Source organism: Mesorhizobium sp. M5C.F.Ca.IN.020.29.1.1, from assembly GCF_003997375.1.
GTDB classification, from domain to species: Bacteria; Pseudomonadota; Alphaproteobacteria; order Rhizobiales; family Rhizobiaceae; genus Mesorhizobium; species Mesorhizobium wenxiniae.
In genome coordinates, this window is the sequence record NZ_RZSW01000864.1 from 1 (window position 1) to 1,814 (window position 1,814).

General features: G+C 61.5%; 1 protein-coding gene, 1 pseudogene and 1 riboswitch. Of the genes and pseudogenes, one reads left to right on the plus strand and one right to left on the minus strand.

Annotation, left to right across the window (positions count from 1 at the left end; genetic code table 11):
• Positions 1-297 (minus strand): annotated as a pseudogene (metX, locus tag EOA85_RS34405) (homoserine O-acetyltransferase); the annotation flags it as partial.
• 116 nt (positions 298-413) lie between these two features.
• Positions 414-491: riboswitch (SAM riboswitch) on the minus strand.
• 138 nt (positions 492-629) lie between these two features.
• Here metX and hisC point away from each other — a divergent pair.
• The gene (gene hisC, locus EOA85_RS34410) at positions 630-1,739 is read left to right on the plus strand and encodes a histidinol-phosphate transaminase (protein WP_127212650.1); all 1,110 of its coding nucleotides are present in this window, start codon (positions 630-632) and stop codon (positions 1,737-1,739) included.
• Positions 1,740-1,814 lie beyond the last annotated feature (75 nt).

Genomic DNA, 1,814 nt, shown 5'->3' on the forward strand with positions numbered 1-1,814 from the left:
GAAGAAGCGGCTGGTGTCGATGATCTTGCCGGGGCCGATCAGCACTTCCCACCAGCCCGGCTTGCCGGTCACCGGATTGGTGCTGGCGACATGCTGGTCGCCGGTCAGCGCATGGCAGACGAGGATGGCGTTTGAGCGGGCGTCGTTGAGCGTGCCGTAGGTCTTGTAGGCGATCTGGAACGGTGACAGCAGCGTGCCGGCGTCGAGCTTGAGCGGCTTGTCGGCACCGAAGCGCAACACCGGGCTTGACGGTTGGTCGGCCTCGTTGTTGGTTCTTTTAGTGCGCAGCGCGACCATCGCATCCTCTTATATTACCCATCGCGCTTTCCGAAAATCGATTCCGATTTTCGGGCGATGCGGTTGTCCGGCCGGCAACGGACAACAAAAACCGGCATTGCCTTCGCAAAGCCGGTTACAGAATGCAAACGGCCCTTTAGCGAGTTGTTTAACGTGGCTGCAAGCCGACCGGCCAAATCACCACGGGATTTCGCCTTTCTTCTAGGACCGCCGCGCCTCGGCGTCAACGGCCAGTCGCTCACCCTTAATTGACGCTCTCGACATTCCGGGCCACGGCTTGTATTTCCGCTGCGGCTTCCGGGTGGAAACGTTCTCGACGGATTTTTTGCAATATGAACCAGCCATCGGATCAGGCACGTCCAACGCCCCGCGCGGGGATCATGGACATAGAAGCCTATGTGCCGGGCAAGAGCACGGCGCCGGCCGGCGTTGCCAAGATCCATAAATTGTCGTCGAACGAGAACCCGCTCGGCCCCTCTCCGACGGCTATAGAGGCCGCGCGCGACGTCGCAGCCAAACTCGACATATATCCCGACGGCACCGCCAAGCGCCTGCGGGAGGCGATCGCCGAGGTGCATGGCCTCAACCCGGCGAACATCGTCTGTTCCAATGGTTCCGACGAGATTCTGGGCCTGCTTGCGCAGACCTATCTCGCGCCCGGCGATGAAGCCGTTATCACCGAACACGGCTTCATGGTCTACAAGATCTACATCCAGTCGGCTGGCGCTGTCCCGGTGTCTGTCAAGGAAACCAATGAGCGCGCCGACGTCGATGCGATCCTCGCCGCCGTAACGCCGCGGACCAGAATCATCTTCCTCGCCAATCCGAACAACCCGACCGGCACCTATTTGCCGTTCCAGGAGGTGCGCCGTTTGCATGCCGGCCTGCCTCGAAATGTGCTTCTGGTGCTGGATGGCGCCTATGCCGAATATGTCCGCCGCAACGACTATGAAGCCGGCGTCGAACTGGTGGCTGGCGCGGAAAACGTGGTCATGACCCGCACCTTCTCCAAGCTCGGCCTCGGCGGCGCGCGGATCGGCTGGATGTACGCGCCGATGCATATCATCGACGCGATTAACCGCGTGCGAGGTCCCTTCAACGTCAACGCGACGGCGATCGAGGCCGGCATTGCCGCGATCCGCGACCGCGCCCATGTCGAGCGCAGCGTTGCGCATAACGAGACCTGGCTGCGATGGGTGAGCGAGGAGTTGACCAAGCTCGGACTGCGGGTGACGCCGAGCGTCGGCAATTTCGTGCTCATCCACTTTCCCGAGGACCAAAAGCATTCGGCGGCGGCTGCGGACGACTACCTCTCAACGCGCGGCTACATATTGCGGCGCGTTTCCGGCTACGGCTTCCCGAATGCACTGCGCATGAGCATCGGCACCGAAGAGGCCAATCGCGGCGTTGTCGCCGCGCTCACGACATTTCTGAAAAGCTGAGACAATGACATCACCGATGTTCGAAAAGATCGCGCTGGTCGGCATCGGCCTGATCGGCTCGTCGCTGGCCCGTAT